We start from the raw sequence: 24,525 nt of genomic DNA on the forward strand, positions 1-24,525 counted from the left end.
TGAGCGCCCACCAATACTAGTGAGCGCTCAAGCCTTATTTTTCTATCGATTCACGGGGTGGTACACTGTCCGATGTGTAGCTAGCTCTTTCTAACGTATCCAGCGGTGTGAATTGGTCTAATGTGTAGCTGTTTACTTCATTTACGGAAATCGTGTAAAGGGAATTGCCACTATACACTAGACGTTGGATTTCTTTTTCCCAGTCCATGTAGTCATTTGTCATGCGATTGGTTAGATCAGCTGCCTTAACGATACCGTGTTCAGCTGTGATTTCGTAGATCATTGCGCCAGAGCTTTGTAGATTTAGAATGTTTTCTCGCTTGGATTGCTCATACACTGAAATCGGGAAACCGAATAAGTTACGGTTTGGATGGATGAACAACGCGTGATGATCGTGCTGGACTGAGGAATAGGTCCCTTGCCCACCGATGACTTCGGATGCGGTTTCTTTGGGATTCGCAAAATCTGTTACGTCGAACACTGAGATTTTCATGCCGCCTGTTTGGATGATCGGCGCGCCGCCTTGTGGATTTTTCTTCGCGATTGTTTCATAGCCGAAGCCGATTAAATGACCTTCATCAAGCGGATGTAAGTAGTTGCTGAAGCCAGGTATTTTTAGTTCGCCGAGTACTTTCGGGTTAGTCGGGTTCGCCACGTCCATGACGAATAGTGGATCCGTTTCGCGGAACGTTACCATATACGCTTTGTCTCCAAGGAATCGTGCGGAATAAATGCGTTCATTGACTGCCAGATTTTCGACTGAACCAACTTGTTTCATATTTTCGTCGAGGATGAATAGATGGTTCTTCGCTTTATTGCGTTCGTCCCAGAGATTGCCTTCTGTTGTGACTGTCCGGAAATAGCCGTTGTGCTCATCCATCGAAAATTGATTTAAGATAGTCCCTTTTAGTTGAGCGGTTTGATGAAAATGAACGTGCGTTTTGTCGAGTATGAATTTGAATACTTCGCTAGTGCTTTGCTGATTGTCTTGGTAGTTTGTCGACGTCAAGTACAGATGCTCTTCAGACATGTACAGTTGTTCACCGCTGCCGAGATAAGCTTTCGTATCTACTCCGCCCTGTTCTCCAGATTCGATATCGAGAGTCGTGATGACAGAATAAGAGGGTTCCATCGCGCCTGGCAAAATCGAGATTTTATCTAATGCTAGTGGCTGCACTTGTTGATTGGCTGCGGAATCAAACACTTTTGGTACTAGCTGATCTTCTACCGGAGTTGGATGATCGTACCAGAGAAATGGTTGGTTATTCGTGATCATGTAAACGAATCGGCCGATTTTACGTGTTCCGATGACGTAGCCTTCTGCACCTGTTTCACGAATGAGTTTCGGGTTCATGCGGTCGGTGACGTCATATACACGGATAACGGACAGTTGGTGCATCGGCATGATACGATCTTCTGTTATGTTCTGATCCATAGTGGACGTCGGTGCATCTAGATTTTGTCCTCCGATTACTACGACTTTGTTCTGATCCACATACAGTTGGTTTGCATAGAATCCATCGGTGAAGTCGGTCTTGCTGGCAAGGACCATCCCATTCGGATTGCGGATATCCGTGATCATAAGTCCATCACCATTTAAAACATCATACAGGAAATCGCCGTCTGTTTTGACAGTATCTGCTTCATCTACACCCGCTACTTGCTGATTGGTCTTTGAATGATCGTTACCGCCACCAGAAGCTTTATCTTCCGAAGAAGACTCCTCCATAATCTCACTGCGTCCTTGAGGTTTCACCCGTTCAAAGAAGTTCTCGATCTCCTTAATTGAGGTGACAGGCTGTATAGATTCGAGTACGGTGAATGAAAGCGCTTGGTCAGCTGCGCGTTTCCATAGTCCAAAACTATTTGCTGGAATATGCAATGTATAATCTCCTGGTTGCAGCTCCCCTACTTGCAATGAATTCTTTCCATTTCCGTACGCTAGCTTGGCCGGTGTCTTCTTATTGCTTTTCGTCACATAAAACTGCGAAGCATCCAAGTTTCCTCTCACCGGATCCGTAAAGTAAACATGTAGCGACTGACCCGCGAGCACGGACTTCGTCGATGTGATGCCTACTTTCGGCCAAAACAGGAAACTGATTAGCACTAGGATTCCAATCGTTCCAGCTACACCTAACACAATGAGCCATCTACCTGTATTCATGATTTTCATCTCCTTTTATTTAGTATGTAGTAGAGTAGACTGAAAATTTTCAGTTTCGTTACATTCTATTTAAAAAAGCTAAAAGCACTCTTTTTATAGAGTGATTTTAGCTTGGTTATAGCTTCTTCCATTGTCTGTCGCCTTCAACATTACTGATTGATTGTCCCGTGTGAAATAGATTTTCAAGCTCTAGTTCATCCAGATAGCCTTTCAATTCAAGCATAACGTGATTAGTATCAATCGTCTCCTTGTTGAGTAGACTTACATTCACTGCAAGCGGTACTTTCATTTTTTGCCCCGGTTCAATTTCCAGTCCAAGATCAGTTGAGTACTTGAAGGGGTTTTCTGCCCAACCTTTCTCTAGTTTCACTTCGAAACTGAAGATTAATGTAGGCTGGTGAATTACCCTATTGGTGTCATTATTTATCTCAATTAAATATTCGATTTCTCCATCTTCTAACGGTTTTTCTTGTAACACCTTGAGTTGTAAATTTTCTAGATCTTCATACAGGCCTACAGCTGGTATAACTTTTTCATTTTCCGTATTCGACTCTTGCAACAATGGTAACACGAGTAGCAAAAACATCACGGTGGCTGTCGCGACAACACTCCAGATCACAATACTCTGCTTTTTTCTACGGGGTTGAATTCTGTTGTCTTTCTGGTAGCTTCGGTCCTTTTTACGTTCGGTCATCGTATCCCCTCCTCTCTCTGTTACGTTTCTATTAATATTTTGCGGTAGTAACTTAATGTATGCAGTAGACGTCTTGTATCGAATTGATTTTGAACCATTTCTTTGATTATAAAAAAAGGAAGAGCATAAAAAAACGCTCTTCCTTTTTTATTTACACGCTAACAATCGATAATTTTCTAAGCTGTTCAATCGCTTGTTCAATCAATTCGACTTTTTGCACGAGGGCAAGGCGGACGTAACCTTTTCCTGCGGTACCGAAGATGCTGCCAGGTACCATGACGACGCCCGCTTGTTTAATAACTTCGAAGACGAATTCTATGTCGTCGATGTCATATGGATACTTCGCCCAGACGAACATACCGCCTTCAGATGGGGTCGTTTCCCAGCCTAGTGATGCGAGTCCGTCCATTAACGCGTGGTGGCGTTTAGAGAACTCGGCGCGTAGGCGATCCGTGATTTCTTCACCGTTATCGAGTGCCACAATGGCTGCTTCTTGGATCGGTCCGAATGTTCCATAGTCGAGGTTGGATTTCAGTTCGCGTATTACTTTGATCATTTCTGCATTTCCGACGAAGTAAGCGATCCGTGCGCCAGCCAAGCTGAAGCTTTTTGACAGCGAGTTGATTTCCAGACCGACTTCCATTGCGCCAGGTGTTGTGAGGAAACTTGCTGGACGGTCGCCAGTGAAATAGTATTCCGAATACGCTGCGTCATGAAGCACGATGATTTCGTGTTTCTTTGCGAACGCTACGACTTCTTCGAAAAAGGCTTCACTTGGCATTGCCGGTACTGGGTTTCCTGGTAAGTTTAGGATAAGTAGTTTAGTCTTTTTCAGCACGTCTTCCGGGACTTCATTCAGATTAGGCAAGAAGTCGTTTTCCGCAAGTAATGGCATGTAATAAGGCACTGCGCCTGCTAGTTTGATCCCTGCGTCATAGGCGACGTAGGCAGGATTCGTCGTCAGGACGTAATCTCCTTCGTCACAGAACGCGAACGGTAAATGAACGAGACCTTCCTGCGAACCCATTGTCTGCAGAATTTCTGTATCGGGATTGATGATGACACCTGTGCGTCGTTTGTAATAATTTGCGACGGCTTCATGGAATCGCTTCGTCCCTCCCAGTGTGTAACCGTAAGATGAGGCCAACGCGCTATGCTCAGACAACGCTTGACGTACACGCTCGTCAGGTGGTAGATCCGGGCTACCGAGACTCAAATCGACGACTTGCGCGCCTGTTGCTTTTTTTAACTCAGCAGCTGCTTTTAAGTCACCAAAGATCGCTGGTGAGAATATGGACATTTTTTTGGAAGGTTGAAAGTTCACGAAGACACGCTCCTTAGCTGTTATATAGTACTACACGACTTTATTATAACACGCAAAAACACCGCTTGGATTAATTTTATACCGGACATTTGAATGTTTGGTCATGAGCAATCGGGGAATACTTTTGGTAACTATGTATTGAGGAGGATATTACATGAGCCAAAACCCATACGAAAAAATCGACGACAACATTTCAGGACAGACACAATCTACACAGCCCGGTGTCGAGGAAAAGATGGACCCCGCGCCAATTTACGATGACCCGAATTTTAAAGGCGCGGATAAACTTAAAGGAAAAACGGCCTTGATCACAGGTGGTGACAGCGGAATTGGACGAGCCGTCGCGGTTGCCTATGCGAAAGAAGGTGCGAACGTCGCCATCGCATATTTAGCTGATCAGGAAGATGAGGATGCCGATAAAACAATTGAATTAATCGAGAAATACGGTGGTAAAGCAAAAAAATATCAAACGGATATTAGCAGCGATCAAAACTGTAAACAACTGATCCGCCAAGTGATAGAAGACTTTGGCAAACTCAATATACTAGTTAACAATGCCGGTAAACAGTTCCCGCAAAAATCTATCGAAGACATTACGGAAGAGCAGTTGAAGGAAACATTTGAAACGAACTTCTTTGGGTTGTTCTTTATGTCCAAGGCAGCCATTACACATATGAAAAAAGGCGACTGCATAGTCAATACTTCTTCGATAACAGCCTATAACGGATCACCTGGTTTGCTTGATTACTCTGCGACAAAAGGGGCCATCACAAGCTTTACACGTTCATTGGCATTAAATTTATCGGACAAAGGAATTCGTGTCAACGCAGTGGCACCAGGACCGATCTGGACACCGCTGATTCCCGCTACATTTGACGCGAAGACGGTGGATGAACATGGTGCAGACACACCGATGAAACGCCGTGGACAGCCTGCTGAGAACGCACCCGCGTATGTATTCTTAGCTTCACAGGACTCGAGCTATATGACTGGACAAACTATACACGTCGATGGCGGAGATTTTGTTGGGTCTTAATTCGGTATATATGAAGGGTAAAGCGTTAAGCACGACCGCGCTACACCCTCAAAATCAGAATTTCCGCACAAAAAAAACGATGCAGTAAGCCATACCGGCTTACCGCATCGTTTTCATTCCTCAAACGGCCACTTAGGCAACATCCGATTCAACTTCTTATCACTACGCTCCCCAAGCACATACTCCGCCTGCATGATCGTATGGATTTCCCGCGTGCCCTCGTAAATAACAGGCGCCTTTGAATTGCGTAAATACCGCGCAACCGGATACTCATCCGAATAGCCATACGCTCCATGGATCTGCACAGCATCATCTGCAGCTTGATTAGCAAAATCACACGCTTGCCACTTCGCGAGTGACGTCTCACGTGTATTCCGAACACCGCTATTCTTCAACTCACCCGCACGATAGACAAGAAGACGACTCATCTCATAACCCGCTTCCATCTTCGCAAGCATCTGCTGGACTAGTTGGTGTTCACCTATTTTCTTACCGAATGTTTCACGCGTGGTTGCATACTGTACGCTCGATTCAAGACAAGCGTACAGTAAGCCCACTGCACCTGCCGCCACCGTAAAACGACCATTATCCAGCGCCGCCATCGAAATCTTGAACCCTTCGCCTTCTTCACCTAATAGGTTGACAGCCGGTACACGAACGTCTTCAAAGAATAGCTCACCCGTGTTACCTGCCCGAATGCCGTACTTCCCTTTGATTGCCTTTGATGAAAATCCCGGCATGCTTCGCTCTACAATAAACGCGCTGATGCCGTGGTGCTTCTGTGATTTATCCGTGTAAGCAAAAACGAGAAAGTTGTCTGCCGAATCACAAAGTGAAATCCAGGTTTTCTGACCGTTCAATACATAGTCATCGCCATCACGAACCGCGGTTGTCTGAATGGCGGAAACATCTGAGCCGGCGCCTGGTTCCGTCAATCCGAATGCGCCGATTTTCTCGCCTTTCGCTTGCGGTACTAAATACTTCTTCTTCTGCTCTTCCGTTCCCCACTGCATCAACGTCATGCAATTCAAGCCGATGTGGACAGAAACCGCGGTGCGAAAAGCTGTGTCTCCACGTTCGAGTTCCTCGCATAAAATCGCCAAAGCATTATAATCCATCCCGCTGCCACCGTACTTTTCCGGGACACAGACGCCCATAAATCCAAGGTCCGCGAGCCGTTTCCAAATTCCTTTGTCAAAACTTCCCTCTGCATCCCATTTCGCAATATACGGCATAATTTCCGCATCTACAAACTGTCTTGCCGTCTGTCGCAACATGTTCTGTTCATCTGTAAATGTAAAGTCCATCTTCGTGTCCTCCTTTACAATGAAACTAAGCTTTTTCGATGCGTGCGTTCACCGCAATCTGTCCTACTGGTATGCGGTATACGCGGTTATATAACTGTCGATAAAACTTACGGAACTGACGCTCGTTCAATGCAGGCAGTGCCGTAGTTGTCATTAATAATAACGGGTGCTTAAAATTGGTTAGCTTCACTGTTTGATCCAGTGTCAGTCCATTCCGTTCATAAAATGCGATACGTCGTGTCCGAATCGATAATTCTTCTTCATTCCGAGAGAAGTCGGGATCTTCCACTTCCAGTAAAATTCCCGCTGGTGATAACGCATCTAGACGGCGAAGCATGACGCTGCCTAAGCCATATGAACGGAATTCCGGCGCAATTGCCAAGTAGAGTACGTGAATACCTCCATATTTCGGGATTTCCTGATAGATGGCATAGCCGTAAACGTTAATACCGTCCGTCAAATAGACTGCACGCAAGATGTTTTTCTTAAGTGCGTTGCGCATAATCGGGAATGGAATATGGTCGAGAAATCCGAAGTCTACTAGCACGAATTTGAATAATCTATTCAATGTCCGTCGATTCGTTGCGAGATGCTGTAATCCCATCTGTGATGTATTCAATGTTTGTTGTTGCATTTCACTTCACTCCTTAGAATTACGAGGAGATGGTCTGTTGAGATCTAAATCCACGCTTTCTTACCAGTATATACCGTATCAGGCCTGTTGTACGTCAATAACCACTCCGCGTTTCTTCATCTCAGCGATATACAGTTCGCCAGGCACGATATTTTCCGGTGGATATGCGCCTCTTTTCGTGATGATTCCATTGCCGATCATTTGCGCTACGACAGAAATAGTGTTGGCCGTTGCGAGTGCCATAGCCGTTTCATTCGTGTTCGGATCCTTTTCCGTAATCATATTAAACGTCACCGTCTGCGGATTATTGTCTTTCGTACCGCTCACTATGACGCGAAGTAAGACAGCGTCCGATTTATCTCCAAGGCGTAATTGCGGTGTCAAATGAGCGAGCATGACGTCGCGCACACGTAAAGGTCTACTATCTACTTGAATTGTAGAATCTCTAGATAGCAAGCCAAGATCAACCAATAGCTGCGCCTTTTCTGCATGACCCGGGTAGCGGATTGTCTTGTATTCTAGTGTTTCAATGTTAGGGAATGATTCAAGCATCGTCGACGTACCACCTGATGTATGGAAGGCTTCCATTTCGCCATAGCCATCGAATTCTAGCGTTTCGATTTCCGATAATGAAGGTAACTCCATCACTTCACCATTTCGCATAACGCGAGATGAATCGGTATAATGATCGAATAATCCTTCCAATGAAAAGACAACATTATAGTTCAGTGGCGGTTCGGATTGGACCGGAACTCCGCCTACGTACAGTTTGATCGACTTAATTTCATCTAGTAACGACGCGCCATATCCTGACAGAATATTAATCATACCGGGCGCTACACCAAGGTCTGGAATTAACGTCACGCCTTTTGCAGCAGCCTGTTCACTTAGCGCGAGCACTTTTTCCGTTGCCCCACCGATATGTCCGCCTAGGTCGACAACATGTACGCCACGCTCTACTGCACAACGGGCGACCGCTTCATTGAATGTATAAAACAGGGCGTTGACGACAATATCCCCAAGCCCGATGACATCGCTGAGTTGCTCTTCATTCGTAGCATCGAGCAATAGAATGTCGAGCTTTTCATTCATGAGTTCTTCGGCGAAATCTTCCGCTTGCCGAATGGCGCGGTCCGCGAGATACACTTTTCTCACTTCGTCCTGCTTGACTAAATCACGAACGACTTCTTTTCCCATTAATCCTGCACCTAATACAACAACTTTCATCTGCTCATCCCTTCTTCCTGTGAGTTCATTCCGTATCGATTTGTGCGCGTTGCAACTTGCCGCTGTAATCGATGTAAATGCTCTTCCATTCCGTAAAGACGTCGAGTGCCGCAACTCCAGAGTCACGATGACCGTTCCCCGTCCCCTTCGTTCCGCCAAATGGCAAATGAATTTCCGCGCCCGTTGTGCCTGCGTTGATATAAACAATACCCGTATCGAGGTCGCGTTGTGCGCGGAATACTTTATTGACATCTTGCGAGAAAATGGAACTGGACAAGCCATATGCAACGCTGTTATTCACTTCGATCGCTTCATCCAGACTGCTGACTGTAATCAATGAAACAACCGGACCGAAAATTTCTTCCTGTGCAAGTCGACTATCCCATGCGACATCCGTAAACAATGTAGGCTCAAAATAATGTCCGGTAGCGAATTTGCCTTCATTCAGCACATGTCCACCTGCCACTAGATTCGCGCCTTCGCTTTTGCCGATTTCGATATAGCTTTGGATTTTCTCCAGCGCTTTTTCATTAATCACAGGACCGACTTTCACTGTTTCATCCAATCCGTCACCCATCGTTAGGTCTTGCATGCTCTCTAGCAGACGCTTCTGCAACTCTTCCTTCACGTCTTTATGCACGATGACCCGACTGCAAGCTGTACAGCGTTGTCCTGCCGTTCCAAATGCGCTCCATAAAATACCTTCTACCGCTAGCTCGATATCTGCATCTTCCAGCACGATGACTGCATTCTTGCCGCCCATTTCAAGAGACACTTTCTTCAAGTGACGACCGCCTAATTCCGCAACGTGGCGACCTGTTTCCGTCGAGCCAGTAAACGAAATAACGCGCACGTCGGGATGTTCGATCAGCGCAGTACCCACATCTGAGCCTGAACCGAAGACGATGTTCGCGACACCATGTGGCAAACCCACTTCTTCGAAAATCAACGCCATTTCATACGCCATCAACGGTGTTTCCGTCGCCGGTTTCCAAATGAATGTATTCCCCGCCACAATTGCCGGAAACGACTTCCACGTAGCAATCGCAATTGGGAAATTCCACGGCGTGATCAGACCGACCACGCCAATCGGTGCACGTACGCTCATCGCGAACTTATCCTGCAACTCAGACGGAACCGTTTCCCCAATCAAGCGTCGACCTTCTCCCGCCATGTAGAACGCCATATCGATTCCCTCTTGCACCTCTCCGCGGGCCTCTTCTATTACTTTGCCCATTTCCTTCGTCAGTACTTGCGCTAGATGTTCTTTTTTATCTTTCATCATACGGCCAATTTCATAGAGATAATCCGCACGTTTCGGTGCCGGCACCAAAGCCCACTTCTTCTGCGCCTTCTTCGCCGCAGCCACCGCCTGCTGCACCTCTTCCTCCGTCGACAAAGGCACCTGCGCCAACTCTTCCCCATTTGCTGGATTGAGCACAACAGCATAACTAGCGGCTTCCCCCTGCCAAACACCATCAATGTAATTAGTTAGCTTCATCCATACTACCCCTCTCTACTCCATATCGTTTTCGTAAGTTGTCCCTATTAGAATTGTTCGACAATATATCATCCTATTCCTTTAAGGCTAGACATATTCCGGAAATTTAAATAAGATATGCAACCTTGGAAAAGCATTGCATTCTGTGAGTTGCTTGCGGATGCTTCCTTGCTAAGCCTACGGTTTGGAGGTGCCTTCGTTTAGTTAATGAAAGGAATCTTTACACATCACTAGTTTTAGAAACGTAAAGTAGTTGATCTGCGTTTTAGGCGGCGACTCCCGCGGGAAAAGCATGAGCCTTGAGACCCCGCAGGAACGCAGTGACGAGGAGGCACAAGCCATGCCCGCAGGAAAGCGTCCGCCTAAAACGCAGATTAACGGTGCCCTTCTCATCGCTCACCAATGCCAACACAAAAAGCCGCCACAGCAAGTCGGAAACTCCAACTCGCCATGACGGCCTGCATTCATTACAACAAATACCAAATATAATGCGCTTCCTCATGACTACCCGGGATAAGAGCAACACTCTTCGGATAGCTCATCTTCTCCACAGCCATCTCCATCAACTTACTCACATGTGGATTCAACTGCTCAGCCTTAGCAAACAACTCCAAAGCATTCTCCGAAGACTCACCTTGCGCACGCTCCATCTCCACCAACCACGACAAATACCAATACGCTGCATCGCCTTCAGAAACTTCTTCAGTCGCCTCCAACAATCGCGTTGCCTGATCAATTTCTCCTTGATGAATCAACGAAGAAACCGCCAAGTACCGTGCACGTTGATGATCAAAGAGGTCGAGCGACAGCAGACGTATAAACATCTCGCTCGCGTCAGCAAAACGGTCTTGCTCATAGAGCCACACGCCGTACTGCAGCAAACTACGTAAATACGGACGATTCGGTGCAAACTTCCACGCGTCTTCCGCACGATTATCAAACTGTTTTTCACCAGAGAATATAGCTTGTTTAAAGAATTTCTCCTGCTCGTCCTTTGAATCTGTCAGCTCCGTCTGAAGTAACAACGCATCGACGTTCGTCGGATCAGCGCCATACGCACCTACCGCGAAGTCATGTCGCTGTTCAATCGTTTCGGCATTGTACGCCATATAACAAAGCATCTGTGCTTCTTGTTGCTGATTTTCCGGCTCGAACGGTTGCTGCATTGCTTCTTGAATGTATGCTTGTGCTTCTTCTAACGAATCAAAGTTATGCTTTTGCGTCAACATATGCACTTGCCAATTCATTTGCTCAGATGGAAGTGGATTGGTTCCAATAGGATATGCAGCATCCTTCTTCCCTTCCTCCATCATCTTCTCGAGTTCTTCAATCTTCTCTAGCAAAATATCCGTATGCTTTCGGAATGAAGATACAGAAACATCGAACAGTTTCCCTACTTCCGCTTGTGTGTACGTATTCGGCATCATGTTCGTGTCCACTGCCAATTGGAAAGCCGCTGCGGCGAGTACTTCCGGCTTACGGAACTTCGGATCTTGATCGGTAAAGTAATACGCCATCAAGGACAGTACCATTTCATACGCGCCCGGGTATAGCTCTTCCTTTTCGAGTTTAGCATCCAGAATTTCTATCACTTCGCGCTGTAATGGTGTGAAGTTCTGCTCGACTACGTCAGATAACGTTTGAACATCGAGTTTACAAACGACTTCGTAAATGTCGACTAGATGCTTCTTGAAGAAATCGAAGCTATTCTTTTCGTCACTCGTTTCAGCTAGTTCCTGCACACGCGTCAATAGTTCATCACTCATATGCTCATTCACTGCGATGGCAGAAATCGGCATGACCCAGCGCTCTTCATTGCGCATCTCTTCCAGGACGATGGCAACGATGGCGCGAACATCTTCAGGCTCGCCTGCTTCTCTCGCCAATAAATACTCGCCACTCCCAAGAATCTCTTTCATATGGTAGACTTCTTTCTCCGCCTTCGTCACTTCCGCGAACGTTATAAAAGCATTCTGCCAGCTCTTCAGAATAGCTCGTACCCCTCTGTTTTGCGTACGGTTCAACGCTTTTACTAGGTGGCGTCTCCAAAGATCTTTACGAACGATGAAGAAATAATAATCGCTCACATTCGTCACGAGTTCCTCTTCTTCCATCCACTCACCCAGACGTCCAGCCCACTCTTTCAATAATCCTTCTAATGATTGAATCTCAGCAGGAGACAATGAAGTTTCATAATAGCTGTTTAATACTTTCTTCAGTTCTTCTTGAACGATATTTGTGCCCGGCATATCTGTTTTGCCGCAGCAGTTCTCTACAATTTCCCCGCTTCCGCATGGGCACTTTTCTTTGTTCCCTATCACATCGAACACAACCTTTTCTTTTTACTATACCATACTAAAAAGAAGCTCCGCATGCATAGTAGCATACGAAACTTCTTATTCTACTTTTCGGACTGTTCCTTCACTTCACCAATAGTTGGCGAAGTCGGTGGCATGACCCGTTTAATGAATAACGATAGAATCAATGCAATGGCTGTAATAATCGTTGAGATGAAGAACGCGTGATTGACACCGTCGAGCATCGCCAAACGTCCAATCTCTTCTGTCATAGTGGACACATCGACTCCAGACGCGGCCAAATCCTTTGCTTGTGCCACTGCCGATGCATCCAACCGTTTTGTCATGAGTGTCAATAACAATGCCGAACCAATAGCACCAGATACTTGCTGCAATGTGTTATTCATTGCGGTACCATGTGGATTCGAGATCATCGGCAACGAGTTCATTCCGTTTGTCATAACCGGCATCATGACCATCGACAAGCCAAACATTCGGAATGTATATACGCCCATCAAATAATAATAGCTTGTATCCATCTGCAATTGGCTCAATAAATACGTCGTGAATACCGAAATAGTCAGTCCCGTATAGACTAGGGCACGCGGACCGTATTTATCGAATAAGCGACCTGTGATCGGCGACATGATACCCATTAACACTGCACCTGGCAACATCAGCAATCCTGCATCTAGCGGTGAAATACCCCGAACATTTTGTACATATAACGGTGTCAAAATCATTCCGGAAAACATCGCTACTGCTATCACCATGGATATGACGGAAGCGAGTGCAAACATCGGGTACTTGTAAATTCGAAAATCAAGCAACGGCTCTTTCATACGTAATTGTCTTAGAATAAACCATACGAGCGAAATGGTACCGAGCGCAATCATGCCATAGACAATTGGAGAACTCCAACCCTTTTCACCTGCAGAACTGAAGCCGTATAGCAAACCACCAAAACCAATCGTCGATAAGACTAACGAGAAGAAATTAATGCGTACATCACGATTCGGCGTAATATTCTTGAGTTTGAAAATAGCAAGAATCAGTGTCAGCAATGAAATCGGCAAGACAATCTCAAACAATGTACGCCACGAATAATGTTCAACTACCCAGCCAGACAATGTGGGTCCGATCGCCGGTGCCGTGAACATTACCAGACCGAACATACCAAGTGCCGCTCCCCGTTTTTCGATTGGGAATGCTGTCAACATAACATTCATTAACAACGGCATCATCAGTGCAGAACCAGATGCTTGAATCATACGTGCGACGACTAGCAAAGAGAATGTCGGCGCTATGATCGCAATAAATGTCCCTAACGAGAAAAGCACCATCGCTGTAATGAAGATTCTTCTATTAGTAAACTTCTGTATAAAAAACGCACTTGCCGGAATCATAATCCCGTTGACCAGCATATAACCGGTGGTCAACCACTGTACGGCCGATGGCGTAATCGAAAACTCTTTCATTATGACCGGTAATGCGATATTCAACAAAGTATTATTCAAGATCGCAACAAATGCACCAATGAACAATATAGCAATGATGCCATAAGGCGGTTTCTCATGCATTTTTTTAATTTCTAATGATTCCACCATTTTATCCTCCTATAACATGTATAAAATATGTCAGATTTATATTTTATACCGCCAGTACATTTATTACAACTAATAAATTTCGAGAGAATCAAAAGCTTGATATAACAATGTTTTAAGAATAGTATATGAAGTATACACGCAGTATAAAAACAAATTTAAATAACAGGTGATTATCTATGAACGACCGTAAAAAGCACGTATTACTTATCGCAAAACAATTATTCATCGACAAAGGCTTTCACTCGACATCCATTCAAGACATTTTGGATGCAGCGCAAATTTCAAAGGGAACGTTCTATAATTACTTTTCTTCTAAAAACGAATGTCTAATGGCGATATTGCGCGACGCCTATTATATAAGTTACTTACGAAGAAATGAGCTGGCGATTGGTAAAGATCTTACAGACCCCGCATTGCTATCTGCACAAATTGAAATTCGTTTAACGATGAACCGGGAACAAAACTTGCTTCCGTTGTTTGAAACTATCGTTCATTCTCCTGATGACGAGCTACGTCAATTTGTCAAACAGATGCATTTCCGGGAACTGGCATGGATCGCAAAACGACTCGTTAACGTCTACGGCGAAGAAATAAAACCTTACTCCTATGATTGCGCATCGCTGCTTTTCGGCTTCATCCAACACGCACTAAACGTCTGGAAAAGTTCCACTACAGAGCGCATCGATACGATGAAACTAGTCGAGTTCGTCATGCAACGAATGGAAGTTATCGTGCCAGACATTATAAAACGAGACGCACACTTCCTGTCGCAAAACTTGCTAGAAGACATGTTAACGGCTGCAGATTTTTACCCTATGACACGCGAAGTACTGATCGAGAGTTTGCAAAAATTTATCAGCCAGTTACCAGAAGAAGAAAGTCAAAGAACGTTATACAGTCAATTTTTAGTAGACGAGTTATCATCTGATCAACCTCGACTCTATTTACTTGAATCCGTCGTACGCTCATTCCGCGAAGCCTTCGAAGGCTCCGAACTGCAGCTACGAGCAATCGAATTATCCGCAGCGGTTTGGTTGTTTATCAATAAATCTCAATAAGAACAAAAAGAGACTAGCAAAGTCGCCAAGCATGACTTTGCTAGTCTCTTTTTCGAGGCTCTTTTTTGTCTAGTGGGAGGTTATTTTCACACGTCAATATAGACAGTAGAATAAACTAGTCGCCCCCCCATCACTACTAACCACGAACCTGATGATTAGGCTCTTCCCCTAGCGCAAACGCAAGCAACGCGTCCACGTTCAGCTTCATCATCGCCTTCCGCGTCTTCACCGAAGCACTGCCAATATGCGGAAGCACCGTCAAATTCGGCAACGTCAACAACGGATGATCGAGCGGAACAGGCTCCGTCTCAAACACGTCCAGTCCTGCCGCATGAATCTTGTTCGTGCGTAGCGCATCAAACAACGCGTCTTCATCCACAATCCCGCCACGCGCAACATTGATCAGAATACCCGTCTCTTTCATCTGAGACAACTGCTCCTCCCCGATCATTCCCTTTGTCTCTTCACTATACGGCACCAAAATCAGTACAAAATCGGACGACGCCAGCAAATCCGGAAGCTTGGCATAACGACAGCCATACATGTCTTCCATTTCGGACTTGCGGTTACGATTATGATACAGCACGTCCATATCGAACCCTTTCGCACGTCTCATCACTGCTTCACCGATCCTGCCCATTCCGACGATACCAAGAGTAGCCCCGTACACATCAGTTCCTGTAAAGCCAAGCGGCTCCCAAGAAGTCCAACGCCCTTCGCGCAACGTGTTCTCTGCGCCAATCAAATCACGGGCCGTTGCCATCAATAAAGCAAACGCCAAATCTGCCGTCGTTTCTGATAGTACATCCGGTGTATTCGCTACGATAATATTCCGTGCCACCGCAGCTTTAACATCGATATTGTTATAGCCCACTGCCATATTGACGATTATTTGTAATTTAGGAGCTGCGTTAAGCACTTCTTCATCGATTTGATCGGAGATGACGGTCCATAGTGCATCCGCGTCAGCCACTTCTTTCAGCAATACATCACGAGGAACAGCTTCACTCGTTGATTCCCACATACGTACTTCGTAGTGCTCGCGTACTGGTGCGATCATTTCTTCCGGCATCTCTCGACAAATATATACTGTTGGTTTCATGTACAACACTCCTTTAGCCACCGATATAGTTCATATTAATTTTCTTACGGTTCTTCACAGTTTGCTCCGTACGTTCATCGGAATAGCGGTCTTTTCTACCTCTCCACACGTTGGCAATCACTTCGTATAATTCTTCGTCGGTTTTATCCGAACGAATTAATTCCCGTAGATCAAAGCCCTCTGACGCAAAGAGACACGTGTATAATTTCCCTTCGGATGATAGACGAGAACGCGTACAAGTTGAACAAAACGACTCCGAAACGGATGTGATGAAGCCGACTTGTGCATCCGTTCCTACATAACGATAGCGTTTTGCGACTTCGCCGTAATAGTCTTCTTCCGCAGGCTCCATGTCAAATTCAGCAGCCAGCATGTCATAGATTTCTTTCTTCGTGACAACTTTTTTGAAGCTCCAGCCATTGTCATTACCGACATCCATGAACTCGATGTAGCGCAACGTGATGCCACGTTCTTTGAAATACGTAGCCATTGGGAGTATTTCGCTTTCATTGATACCTTTTTGTACGACCATATTCACTTTAATCGTAAAATCGATGTCTTGTGCCTTTTGAATATTTTTGAGAACGAGTTCAGGTGAAATGCCACGGCCGTTGATCTGGCCGAACAGTTCTGGGTCAAGTGCATCTAAACTGATGTTCAGACGGCGCAATCCAGCGTCGTAAAGCGGTTGTGCGTATTGACCGAGCAGCACTGCGTTGGTTGTCAGTCCGATGTCTTCGATCCCTTCGATGTCGTGAAGCTTCTGTATCAACTCGGGTAAATTGCGGCGCATTAGCGGTTCACCGCCTGTCAAACGCAGTTTCTTGACTCCTAACTGAGCGAATATCCGAGCCAAGCGTTCCAATTCCTCAAACGATAGCAATTCATTTTTGGCTAAAAATACAAAATCATCACCAAATACTTCTTTCGGCATGCAGTACGTACAGCGGAAATTACAGCGATCCGTTACAGAAATCCGCAAATCCCGAATCGGGCGTCCGAGTTGATCTACAATGGCATTCATCTTCTTCAACCCCTTTCCAGTTCACATGGCGTGTTGACATTTTTAAAAGCTATTTCAGGTGTATCGGTTAATAAAGCGCCTTCAATCCACTGACCCTCATGTTGGCCTTGCACATGCATCACCCGACGATTGCCATCGCGTAACGCTTGTTGGATCGTCGGTTTGACAGTCGCATTCCAAACCGAAACGAGTGGATGTCGCTTGCCTTCTACCGTGACAGATGAAATATCCCCATTATGCAATTCAATTAATCTTTCCATGATATCCGCTTCTATAAACGGCATGTCACAAGGCAACACGACGTAGCGATCTGCTTCCATTAATTCCATTGCGGATAAAATCCCTGCAAGAGGACCCATTCCCGCATACAACGCAAGATCCGTCGTCACATGAACGCCGTCCGGAAACTGTTCTTGAAATTCGGGACGCGTCACGACCACGATCTCATCGCAAATCGATCGTAATGCTTCTAATGCATAATGATAGAACGAGTGGCCTTCATGCATCGCAAATGCTTTCGGTGAGCCGAAACGTCGCGATTGTCCGCCTGCCAGTAACACACCGACCGTCTTCATCCGCCGCTCACTGGTGGAATGAACGCGCAGACATCCCCTGCTTGAATGACATCATCTTTTAGCGCATACTCTTCATTCACCGCCACATGGATTGTCTCTTTACCGAAACCCGGATACGTCTCTTCCGCCCAGTTCAGCAATTCTTCCACCGTCAAAGGCGCACGATCCAAAGACTCTTCACCTTTACCCGTCAACTCCCGTAGCCTTGCAAAGTAATGAACTGTAATCATTGTGACTCGCCCCCTTTCTCTGGATATTTCTTCTGTGCACCAATCCATTCTTCGCCATCTTCCCAGATTTCCTTCTTCCAAATCGGTACGACTTCTTTAATACGCTCGATTGCATATTCATTCGCTTCATACGCTTCTTTTCTGTGAGGTGACGATACCGCGATCACTACAGCAATGTCCGATATTTTCAACTCACCAATTCGATGCGCCATAGCGACCTGAACTCCTGGCCATTTCGCTTCCATCTCGGCACCGATTTCAGCTAGCTTCTTTTCCGCCATCGGTACGTAGGCTTCATACGCGAGATACAATGTGCGAACACCATGCGTCCACTCGCGTACATGTCCCGTGAATACCGTCACTGCACCCGCTGCCGGATGCAAGACCAGATCACTGTATTTCTGCACATCAATCGGCGTGTCTATGATTTCATAACGTTTCATTGTCTCGCCTCCACCCATTCTTGCAGCCAGTCGTCGAGTCGTGTGATGTCTTCGAACAGTTCGGCTGTTTCCACCGTCTGAATGATTCCAGGCAACAACTCCAACTCTTGCCGTTCCTCTTCATTTCGGATGAGAACTACTTTTTCACCGGCTTCTTGTTTATATCCTTCTATTAATAAAACATCTGGCTCACTAGATGCGGCCAATGCCTTTAGTTGTTCAAATGAACGTTCTTTATTTTGTATCAATTGTATCATATCGCCGCCTGCCACAAGAGTAGAGACAGCTCCAAATTCTAAGAATTGCACCGTATCGGTATGCGCTGGCGGCAGTTCAGGCGCGCCACCATGCCCATGATGTTTCAGCACGGCAACTTCGCAGCCAAGACGTTTCAGCACGGTAATCCAATGCGAAACAAGCGTCGTTTTCCCACTATTCTTGAAGCCGACAACATGTAGCGTCTTCACAGTTCCCAACGCTCCACACCTTGTTCCGTTCCTAGCAATAATACGTCCACTACCATCCCTTTTTCAAAGCCGCGCGTTCCGCTTGGCAAGACAATAATGCAGTTACCTCGCGCAATAGAAGACACGGCGCTAGATTTATTGAAACCTGCAGGCGTTGCAACGATGCCTTCATTTGTCATCGACCAGCTAGCACGAACGAAACGAGTGAACGGGTTCGCTTTCTTGAAGTCTTCTCCAAGAACCGCTTGAATCCGAGGCATATAAGGCGCCGAGCAGCCCATCATCGAGTAAATGGCAGGACGCGCGAACAATTCAAATCCTGTGAAGCAAGCAGAAGGATTACCTGATAGACCGAATAATAATTTATCCCCTAAAACCGCCACCGTCGTCACACTACCCGGGCGCATCGCCACTTTATTGAACAATACTTCCGCACCGAGACGTTCATAGATTACAGGCAGATAATCATAATCTCCGACCGACACGCCGCCCGTCGTAATAAGTAAGTCTGTCTCTTGAAGTGCTTTCTCGACAATTTCAGTACATGCATCCAAATCGTCTTCCATCATGCCGTACGACGTATATGTAATCCCCATTCGCTTCAACTGCGCACGTATCATCGGCCCATTTGAATTGCGGATCTTCCCTGGCTCAAGTTCATCAGCGACATCTAGCAATTCAGTTCCTGTCGACAGCACCCCAGCAATTGGCCGTTTCGCGACACGCACTTCTGCATAGCCAAATGTCGCAAGCAGAGCGATTGTTCCTGGATGAATAACCGTTCCTGCTTCGATCAATACCTCACCTTGTTTGGCATCTTCTCCTTGACGCGAAATATTTTCGCCCGCTTCAAATGACTTTCGCAGCGTAAATCCATCGTCGTTTTCCACCGTTTGCTCCAACATGACGACTGCGTCTGCCTGTTCCGGAATCAATGCACCCGTCATAATGCGGAACGATTCGCCTGACTCAATCGGACGATCCGCTACATGCCCTGCACCAATTTCCCCAATCACACGGAAAGCTTTTCTTATGTCTCCGGAGGCACCCGTCGAATCTTCCGCACGAATTGCAAATCCATCATACGGCGATCGATCAAAAGGTGGCACATCATGTTTCGCTACGATCGGTTCTGCCAGCACTCGACCATATGTATCTTCTAACGGAAGAACTTCCGTCTGAAGCTTATGTACATGTTTCATCACACGCTCTACAGCTTCCGCCACTTGAATCGGTTTTCGAATTTCTACCACGTACATCTCCTACTTTCTTTTGTTATACTAACTAGTACAATGAAATGAAACGAAAGGGTGATCATCATGTCCGAACTTACACACTTCAATGAACAAGGTCGCGCCAAAATGGTCGACGTGTCCGAAAAAGAAACTACACTACGTACAGCGATCGCAACATCGTCCATCCTCGTCAACCAATCGATTCACGAGCAAATCACGCATGGCACAAATAAAAAAGGAGACGTCTTCGCCGTCGCGCAAGTCGCCGCCATTATGGCCGCGAAAAATACGTCCACTATCATTCCAATGTGCCATCCACTCCCTTTAACGGGTGTGGATGTCCGATTTGATTGGGAGATCAATGAAGATTCTTCCCATTATAACGTGTTCATCCAAGCCGAAGTCAAAACGAAAGGCGTAACCGGCGTCGAAATGGAAGCGTTGACTGCCGCTTCTGCCGCCGCATTGACAATTTACGATATGTGTAAAGCTGCCGGCAAAGATATGGTCATCGGACCGACGATGCTACAGCATAAATCAGGTGGAAAGAATGGAGATTATCAACGCGCGGACTAACTGTCGCGCGTTTTTTTGATTGGGTTTGGTGGGTGTAGTGCTGATTGGAGTCGCGTGGCGTGGCGCTCAATGAAGTGGCTTGAGCGCTCTATTGGACTGCGTAACCGCTCATACTTTCACGCTAGGCGCTCTATCAGCACGCGTAAACGCTCATACTTTCATGCCAACCGCTCAACACGCGTAAACGCTCATTACCTCACGCTATCCGCTCTATCAGTCCACGTAAGCGCTCATACTCTCACGCCAACCGCTCTATCAGCACACGCTTCCGCTCATTCCCCCACACCTACCGCTCTATCAACACACGCAAACGCTCATACCCTCACTCCAAATGCTTCCCCAACTCATGCACAATATGCGGCAACTCCGGCACGATCAGCTTATCCATCGCCAGCGTCACAGCCTTCGAAGAGCCCGGCAATAAAAACACGGCCTGTAAGCCCATCCCACCTGCCGCCGCGCGACTGAGCAATGCTTTCGATCCCACGTCTTCGGTATAACTCAAAAAGCGAAACAGTTCGCCAAAACCGTCTAACGGCTTCGTGAAATAAGGTGACACGGTTTCCACTGTAATATCCCGTGCGCCAATCCCCGTTCCGCCAGTGAAAATCATTGCCTGAATGGATGAATCGGACGACCAAGCGGACAGCCGCTCTACAATGTGCACCGCTTCATCCGAGCAAATTTCATACGCCTTCACAGTATGGCCAGCTTCAACCAGCTTGTCGCAAATCACCTTGCCGCTCTTGTCGTCCGCTTTGGTCCGTGTGTCACTGATGGTCAGCACAGCGACCGCAATCGATTTGTCTCGCGCTTTCTGTGGTAAATGAGCCTCTTCCATTAGCTATTCCTCCTAGCCGAATAATGAATGATAGATTTTTCGTCCTTCTCGCATATCTTTCAGTCCATGAATCAATAGTCTGCCGTTGCCGAATAAAATACAGCGATAGCCTTCCGCTTGAAACTCTACGAAAAACGGTGTCTCCCGGTACTTCGACCCCAGTTGTTGCGCGACTTTCACACCGTCTGCCACCGTCAAATTACGTCCCGCATCCGGTATGATTTGCACTGTATCGCGTCCGCATAGCACAGCGTATTGCGTTCCCGCCGCTTGATGTAACGCAGGGTACGTCGGATGTTCACCACATGTTTCGCATTGCGGGTTCTTCATCCGACTAATTCCTGCTTCCACTGATGTATTATTCCACACATCAAAATGCAGAAGTTTTGTGCGCATGGCCTCTTCATTCCCCGTTAGCCATTTCATCGCTTCCGCACTTTGATGTGCAGCCGAAATCTGTACAGCGGGCGCAATTATCCCTACTGTATCACATGTTTCATTGACTGCCGGCATGACCGGTAGTAGACAGCGAAAACATGGTGTCTTGCTTGGAATGAAAGGAAAGACGCTGCCTGAACTGCTCACGACTGCGCCGTAGACCCAAGGGATATTCAGTTTCCATGCGACGTCATTGATTAGCAAACGCGTCTCGAAATTATCAGTTGCGTCGAGTAAAATATCCGCACCGACCGCAATTTCTTCAAGTAGTGGTCCGTCGATATGATCGAGCACCGTCGTAATGTCTACGTCTTCACGAATAGCATGCAAGCGGCGCGCTGCTGCCACCACTTTTGGCACACTATTTTTCGCATCTGCTTCGACAAATAATTGTTGCCTCTGCAAATTGGATGCTTCAACATAATCGCGGTCTGCAAGCGTTATTTTGCCGATTCCCGCGCGTACGAGTGTCTCCGAAATCGAAGATCCGAGTGCGCCACAGCCTATGATTACCGCATGTGCGTTTGATAGTTGCCGCTGTCCCAACGTGCCAATAGGTTGAAATAATGTTTGCCTTGAATAACGATTCTCCACTGGATCTACTTCCTTTCATTAAACCACAAGCGAGGCAATCGGTTAAGACCGATTGCCTACGTTTACATCTGGACTAATATCACTGAATGAACCAACATAGCGAACTACATCACCTGTTCCATCTATTACTGAACTGATGGATAGGAACTCCAGATACTCTTCGCCGTTCTTTTTCTTATTCCAAATTTCACCTTGCCATTCACCTTGTTCATTAATAGTGCGCCACATGTCGTTATAGTATTCCCGGTCATGCCTGCCTGAACTTAAGATATTCGGACTCTTACCGAGTACTTCCTCTTCACTATAACCTGTTAGTTTCGTAAATGCCGGATTGACGGAAACAATAAGCCCCTTTGAATTGGTCACGAGAATACCTTGCCCAGTCGAATCAAATACTTCTTTAGACAAGCTCGTGCGATCCATATAGTAGAGCCAGAAAGCCAACACAAGACTGACTAACGATACTTGTGAAAACGCCATGAAGCCAATTGAATAAGAGCCTGTCATGGAGAAGATCGTTGCAAGTAATAATGGAGGGAAAAATCCACCAAGACCACCCATCATCGATACAATTCCGTTCACTGTACCTGCTTGCTTACTGAAATACATCGGTACTAGTTTAAAAATAACACCATTTCCGAGACCCGCAGCTGCTGCAATCATAATACTGCCGACTGTGTACAGTTCGATACCCGGTGAAAATGCCAGGACGATGGACGAAATTGTCAAACCTGCGAAACAACCCATTAATAAGAATAACGGCTGGAATTTATCGCCTAACCAACCACCGACTGGACGCAATAACGTCGCGACGACGATGAAGCCGGCTGTACGAAGTCCTGCGTCGACCTTTTCAAGTTCAAAGTAATTGACGAGAAAACTCGGCAAGAACACGGTAAACGCAACGAATGAACCGAATGTGATGAAATAGAACAACGAGAAGAACCAAAGTTTCTCATTCTTATAAACACCTTTAATTTGCTCGACAATGGGTGCTTTCACTTTTACTTCTTTACGGTCACCGAAGAAGAAGTTCATTGCGATGAACGCAAGCAGTAAAATTAAGTACATTTTGACAGTCAACGACCAACCAAACTTCATAGCGAGTACGGGTGCTGCAAACGTCGTGATTGCTGTCCCGATGTTCCCCATTCCGTAAATACCATTGACCAGTCCGTGCTTTTCTTTAGGATAATACTTCGGTAGCGACGTAACACCAACAGAGAAAATCGCGCCCCCTATCCCAAGTAACGTACCGCCGATCAAAAGCCCTGTCACTGTTGATGTTTCACTTATGTAGTAGACAGGAAATAGCAATACGATGAAACTGATGAAAAACATCATACGTGCGCCATAGACATTGGCGTAGTAGCCGAGTGGAATTCGCAAAATTGAACCGAGTACTACAGGGATTGCTGTGATGATGGCCACACGCTCTGGTGGAATGTTGATATCTTCGCTTATAAATGGTAGCAAGGAAGAAATCAGTACCCACACCATGAAGCCGACAACTAGATTTGCCGTCTGTAGAGGCAACTGAATCTTTTGTGTCATAGGAATCCATCCAATCTGAAATTAGTAGCAATGCTAACCCATTTCTTTCATTGTTTGTTAATCCGGTAGAATTGACGTGTATAATTGGTCGAATAATTCATCTTGCTCTTTGGCAAGTAAGACCGATAGAACCATTGGGAAAATGACGTTTTCTTCTTTTACAAAGTGAATCATGATCACTTCAAAAGCCTCGCCTGCGTCTTTTACGACGTCTTGCATCATAGCGAGTGTAAATTCCGATAGATCCCCTCTTGTGTGATGAAGGAAATGTCCGATAAACGCATCGATCTCGTCGTGTTCTTCTTGCACAGCTTGAACCGGTCCTTGATCACTGCCCACATATTTCGCGAGCATTGGAAACAGGAATGCTTCTTCCTTTTCCGTATGATTCTTTAGCGGATCAATGAATTCGACGACTAGCACGCGCAATCGCTTGAGCGCTTCGAGGCCTTCTTCACGCGTGAATCTATCGCTCTCAAAATCCAGTACGATCGCATGCCACTGCTCCATTAAAGATGTCAGGAAACGATGTTCATTTTCGAGCACGCGTAATGCAGGTAGCGTATGCGTAAGTCCTGTATTGACCATCATCCTTCA

The 24,525-nt window shown here is 46.1% G+C and carries 23 protein-coding genes; 3 read left to right on the forward strand and 20 right to left on the reverse strand.

Annotated features, from left to right (window positions below; translation table 11 throughout):
* Positions 1-34 precede the first annotated feature (34 nt).
* The 3 genes from H605_RS17465 to H605_RS0106805 form a co-directional block, all read right to left on the reverse strand.
* Positions 35-2,164, reverse strand: a complete 2,130-nt coding sequence (locus H605_RS17465) for a beta-propeller domain-containing protein (RefSeq protein ID WP_051210490.1) — start codon at positions 2,162-2,164, stop codon at positions 35-37.
* Between the two features lie 115 nt (positions 2,165-2,279).
* Positions 2,280-2,858 carry a hypothetical protein gene (locus tag H605_RS0106800; protein ID WP_029053537.1) on the reverse strand — a complete coding sequence of 193 codons (579 nt, stop codon included), beginning with the start codon at positions 2,856-2,858 and terminating at the stop codon, positions 2,280-2,282.
* 151 nt (positions 2,859-3,009) lie between these two features.
* Complete coding sequence (locus tag H605_RS0106805) at positions 3,010-4,182, reverse strand: aminotransferase class I/II-fold pyridoxal phosphate-dependent enzyme (RefSeq protein WP_029053538.1); 1,173 nt, start codon at positions 4,180-4,182, stop codon at positions 3,010-3,012.
* A gap of 154 nt (positions 4,183-4,336) precedes the next feature.
* Between H605_RS0106805 and H605_RS0106810 the strand changes: the two genes are divergently transcribed.
* Complete coding sequence (locus H605_RS0106810; protein ID WP_029053539.1) at positions 4,337-5,218, forward strand: SDR family oxidoreductase; 882 nt, start codon at positions 4,337-4,339, stop codon at positions 5,216-5,218.
* 113 nt (positions 5,219-5,331) lie between these two features.
* Here the strand turns inward: H605_RS0106810 and H605_RS0106815 are convergent, their stop codons facing one another.
* The 6 genes from H605_RS0106815 to H605_RS0106845 form a co-directional block, all read right to left on the reverse strand.
* Complete coding sequence (locus tag H605_RS0106815; RefSeq protein ID WP_029053540.1) at positions 5,332-6,525, reverse strand: acyl-CoA dehydrogenase family protein; 1,194 nt, start codon at positions 6,523-6,525, stop codon at positions 5,332-5,334.
* 25 nt (positions 6,526-6,550) lie between these two features.
* Positions 6,551-7,159: a GNAT family N-acetyltransferase gene (locus H605_RS19195; RefSeq protein WP_029053541.1), complete on the reverse strand. Its 609-nt coding sequence runs from the start codon at positions 7,157-7,159 to the stop codon at positions 6,551-6,553.
* Between the two features lie 78 nt (positions 7,160-7,237).
* Positions 7,238-8,386, reverse strand: a complete 1,149-nt coding sequence (locus tag H605_RS0106825) for a saccharopine dehydrogenase family protein (RefSeq protein ID WP_029053542.1) — start codon at positions 8,384-8,386, stop codon at positions 7,238-7,240.
* Between the two features lie 25 nt (positions 8,387-8,411).
* Positions 8,412-9,887, reverse strand: a complete 1,476-nt coding sequence (locus tag H605_RS0106830) for an aldehyde dehydrogenase family protein (protein ID WP_029053543.1) — start codon at positions 9,885-9,887, stop codon at positions 8,412-8,414.
* Between the two features lie 467 nt (positions 9,888-10,354).
* Complete coding sequence (locus tag H605_RS0106840) at positions 10,355-12,136, reverse strand: tetratricopeptide repeat protein (RefSeq protein WP_155979481.1); 1,782 nt, start codon at positions 12,134-12,136, stop codon at positions 10,355-10,357.
* Between the two features lie 152 nt (positions 12,137-12,288).
* The gene (locus H605_RS0106845; RefSeq protein ID WP_051210491.1) at positions 12,289-13,791 is read right to left on the reverse strand and encodes a DHA2 family efflux MFS transporter permease subunit; all 1,503 of its coding nucleotides are present in this window, start codon (positions 13,789-13,791) and stop codon (positions 12,289-12,291) included.
* Positions 13,792-13,967: 176 nt separating this feature from the next.
* Between H605_RS0106845 and H605_RS0106850 the strand changes: the two genes are divergently transcribed.
* Positions 13,968-14,849 carry a TetR/AcrR family transcriptional regulator gene (locus tag H605_RS0106850; protein WP_029053546.1) on the forward strand — a complete coding sequence of 294 codons (882 nt, stop codon included), beginning with the start codon at positions 13,968-13,970 and terminating at the stop codon, positions 14,847-14,849.
* Between the two features lie 136 nt (positions 14,850-14,985).
* On the opposite strand, the gene H605_RS0106855 is transcribed toward H605_RS0106850, so the two are convergent.
* Genes H605_RS0106855 through H605_RS0106885 form a run of 7 tightly spaced genes read right to left on the reverse strand, consistent with a single transcriptional unit; the run spans position 14,986 to position 19,943 of the window.
* Positions 14,986-15,951, reverse strand: coding sequence for a 2-hydroxyacid dehydrogenase (locus H605_RS0106855; RefSeq protein ID WP_029053547.1), 966 nt, complete (start codon positions 15,949-15,951; stop codon positions 14,986-14,988).
* A 13-nt stretch (positions 15,952-15,964) separates the two neighbouring features.
* Positions 15,965-16,975, reverse strand: coding sequence for a GTP 3',8-cyclase MoaA (moaA, locus tag H605_RS0106860; protein WP_029053548.1), 1,011 nt, complete (start codon positions 16,973-16,975; stop codon positions 15,965-15,967).
* A 5-nt stretch (positions 16,976-16,980) separates the two neighbouring features.
* Complete coding sequence (gene mobA, locus H605_RS0106865) at positions 16,981-17,550, reverse strand: molybdenum cofactor guanylyltransferase (RefSeq protein ID WP_029053549.1); 570 nt, start codon at positions 17,548-17,550, stop codon at positions 16,981-16,983.
* Positions 17,547-17,780 carry a molybdopterin converting factor subunit 1 gene (moaD, locus tag H605_RS0106870; protein WP_029053550.1) on the reverse strand — a complete coding sequence of 78 codons (234 nt, stop codon included), beginning with the start codon at positions 17,778-17,780 and terminating at the stop codon, positions 17,547-17,549. Before moaD ends, mobA begins: the two co-directional genes overlap by 4 nt.
* Positions 17,777-18,223 carry a molybdenum cofactor biosynthesis protein MoaE gene (locus H605_RS0106875; protein WP_029053551.1) on the reverse strand — a complete coding sequence of 149 codons (447 nt, stop codon included), beginning with the start codon at positions 18,221-18,223 and terminating at the stop codon, positions 17,777-17,779. Before H605_RS0106875 ends, moaD begins: the two co-directional genes overlap by 4 nt.
* Positions 18,220-18,690, reverse strand: coding sequence for a molybdopterin-guanine dinucleotide biosynthesis protein B (gene mobB, locus H605_RS0106880; RefSeq protein ID WP_162141893.1), 471 nt, complete (start codon positions 18,688-18,690; stop codon positions 18,220-18,222). Before mobB ends, H605_RS0106875 begins: the two co-directional genes overlap by 4 nt.
* The gene (locus H605_RS0106885) at positions 18,687-19,943 is read right to left on the reverse strand and encodes a molybdopterin molybdotransferase MoeA (RefSeq protein ID WP_029053553.1); all 1,257 of its coding nucleotides are present in this window, start codon (positions 19,941-19,943) and stop codon (positions 18,687-18,689) included. The genes mobB and H605_RS0106885 overlap by 4 nt, the downstream gene beginning before the upstream one ends.
* Before the next feature lie 66 nt (positions 19,944-20,009).
* Here H605_RS0106885 and moaC point away from each other — a divergent pair, with 66 nt between their 5' ends.
* On the forward strand, positions 20,010-20,501 hold the full coding sequence (gene moaC, locus H605_RS0106890; RefSeq protein ID WP_029053554.1) for a cyclic pyranopterin monophosphate synthase MoaC: 492 nt from the start codon (positions 20,010-20,012) through the stop codon (positions 20,499-20,501).
* Positions 20,502-20,823: 322 nt separating this feature from the next.
* Here moaC and H605_RS0106895 read toward each other — a convergent pair whose 3' ends face one another.
* Genes H605_RS0106895 through H605_RS0106910 form a run of 4 tightly spaced genes read right to left on the reverse strand, consistent with a single transcriptional unit; the run spans position 20,824 to position 24,519 of the window.
* Positions 20,824-21,342: a MogA/MoaB family molybdenum cofactor biosynthesis protein gene (locus H605_RS0106895; RefSeq protein ID WP_029053555.1), complete on the reverse strand. Its 519-nt coding sequence runs from the start codon at positions 21,340-21,342 to the stop codon at positions 20,824-20,826.
* A 12-nt stretch (positions 21,343-21,354) separates the two neighbouring features.
* Positions 21,355-22,374, reverse strand: a complete 1,020-nt coding sequence (locus H605_RS0106900; protein ID WP_029053556.1) for a ThiF family adenylyltransferase — start codon at positions 22,372-22,374, stop codon at positions 21,355-21,357.
* 42 nt (positions 22,375-22,416) lie between these two features.
* Positions 22,417-23,928 carry an MFS transporter gene (locus H605_RS0106905; RefSeq protein WP_037561669.1) on the reverse strand — a complete coding sequence of 504 codons (1,512 nt, stop codon included), beginning with the start codon at positions 23,926-23,928 and terminating at the stop codon, positions 22,417-22,419.
* A 57-nt stretch (positions 23,929-23,985) separates the two neighbouring features.
* Positions 23,986-24,519: a hemerythrin domain-containing protein gene (locus tag H605_RS0106910; protein WP_029053558.1), complete on the reverse strand. Its 534-nt coding sequence runs from the start codon at positions 24,517-24,519 to the stop codon at positions 23,986-23,988.
* Between the last annotated feature and the right edge of the window lie 6 nt (positions 24,520-24,525).

It is taken from the genome of Sporosarcina ureae DSM 2281, from assembly GCF_000425545.1.
In the GTDB taxonomy this organism is placed as follows: domain Bacteria; phylum Bacillota; class Bacilli; order Bacillales_A; family Planococcaceae; genus Sporosarcina; species Sporosarcina ureae.